Annotated in this window: 1 protein-coding gene; it reads left to right on the top strand. The window is 80.2% G+C overall.

The genetic code is table 11. The annotated features are described in order from the left end of the window. Positions 1-57 precede the first annotated feature (57 nt). Positions 58-2074: sacsin N-terminal ATP-binding-like domain-containing protein (locus PKY62_RS08420; protein WP_502875821.1), on the top strand; the 2017-nt coding region annotated here is incomplete at its 3' end.

Genomic DNA, 2074 nt, shown 5'->3' with positions numbered 1-2074 from the left:
CGCGCCCGCCGACGAGCCCGTGCCGGACCTCGAGCCGGCCCCCGCCTCCGACGAGGAGTGAGCGACCCGCTCGGCACCGGGGGGCTGCGCGCCGCGGCCCTGGCGGCATGGACCGCCCACCCGGCACGGCTGCGGGAGGATGCGAACGCTGAGGAGGACCACGCGCGCGGCCACTACCGCGACCGCGTCGTCGTCGAGCTCGCCCAGAACGCCGCCGACGCCGCCGTGCGCGCCGGGCGCCCCGGCCACCTGCTCCTTCGGCTGACCACCGGGCCGGTCCCCGTGCTCGTCGCGGCGAACACCGGCGCCCCGCTCGACGCAGCCGGCCTGGCGTCGCTCGCCTCGCTGCGCGCCTCGGCCAAGCGCGACGCCCCGACGGGGCCGGGGCCGGCACCCGCTCCGACGGTCGGCCGGTTCGGTGTCGGTTTCGCCGCCGTCCGCTCGGTGGCGGACGAGGTGGCGGTCGTCTCGCGCTCCGGCGGGGTGCACTTCTCCCTCGCGGCGACCGCTGCGCTCCTCGCCGGGGAGTCGATGCTCACGGCGGAGGTCGGCCGCCGGGCCGGCTCGCTGCCCGCGCTGCGGCTCCCGTTCGCCGGCGTCGGCCCCGCCGTCGGCGCCGCGCTGCCCGGGGACGACGCGCCCGGCGGTGACCCCTCGCCCGTCCTCCTGGGCGAGCAGTGGGACACCGCCGTCGTGCTCGTGCTGCGCGACGACGACGCCGTCGCGCAGGTGCGCGCCCAGCTCGCCGCCGTGGGCGACCCCCTGCTGCTCGCCCTGCCGGGCCTGGACCGCGTGACGGTCGACGTCGACGGTGCCGCGCGCGTGCTCGAGCACGTCGCCGACCGCTGGGTGGTGGCGACCGGCGCGGGGGAGCTGCCGGCCGCGCTGCTCGCCACGCGCCCCGTCGAGGAGCGCGAGCGCCCCGGGTGGCAGGTCACCTGGGCCGTCCCGCGCACAGCCCCCACCGATCCCGCCGCACCGCCCGGCGGGCCTGCCGCACCACCCGCCGGGGGTGTGGTGCACGCCCCGACGCCGACCGACGAGCCCTGCACGGTCCCGGCACTGCTCGTCGCGACCCTGCCGCTCGACCCTGCGCGGCGGCACGTCGCGACCGGTCCGGTCACCGACGCCGTCGTCGCGCACGCCGGCCCGGTGTGGGCCGACCTGCTGCTGGCGTGCCGGGCGGAGCGCGCCGACGGCCGGCCGGCACCCGACCCGCTCGACCTCGTGCCGCGCGGCTGGCCGGCCGGCCAGCTCGACGCAGCCCTGCGGGAGGCGGTCCTCGCCGCGACCGCGGCCGCGCCCGTGCTCACGGCGCCGGACGGCACGGCCGTCGCGCCGCGCGACGCCGTCGTGCTCGAGGCGCCCTGGACGTGCGACGACGGCGCCGCGCGGCTGCTCGGACCGTGGGTGCCCGCGCTCGTCCGGCTGGCCGACACGCAGCGCGACCTGGTGCGGGTGCTCGGCCTGCGCACCGTGGGGCTCGGCGCCGTGATCGAGCAGCTCCCGGGCACCCCTGCCCTGCTGCGCGGGGTGTGCGAGCTCGTCGCGACCGCCGGTCCCGACGTGCTGGCCGAGCTCGCGACAGCGCCCGTGCCGCTGGTCGACGGGCGCGTGGTGCACGGCGTGCGCGGGCTGGTGCTGGCCGACGCCCCGCAGGACGCCCTCGACGCCCTCGTGGGCTGGGGCCTGCGCGTGGTGCACCCGGACGCGGACCACCCGGTGCTGGAGCGGCTCGGTGCCCAGCGGCTCGACGCCGCGGCGCTGGCCCGCCATCCCGTGCTGCGCGAGCGCATCCTGGACGGCGACGAGGACGCCGCCGCGGTGCTGCTGGCGCTCGTCGCCGCAGCTGCGCCGGGGGGTGCCGCCGAGGTGCCGTCGTGGTGGGGCGAGGCGCTGCTCGACGCCCAGGACGGCGACCTCGTGCCCGCGCGGGGCCTCGTGCTGCCCGGCTCACCGGCGGCGGCCTGGTTCGACCCGGCCGTGCTGCCGCCGGTCGCGGACGAGCTCGTCGCGCGGTGGGGTGCCGTGCTCGAGGCGGTCGGGGTGCGGCGTGGGCTGGTCGTCGAGCGGG

Source organism: Actinotalea sp. (assembly GCF_035443605.1).
Taxonomy (GTDB): domain Bacteria; phylum Actinomycetota; class Actinomycetes; order Actinomycetales; family Cellulomonadaceae; genus Actinotalea.
The sequence above is the reverse complement of the archived record's forward strand: the minus strand, read 5'-3'. Positions and strand labels throughout refer to the sequence as shown.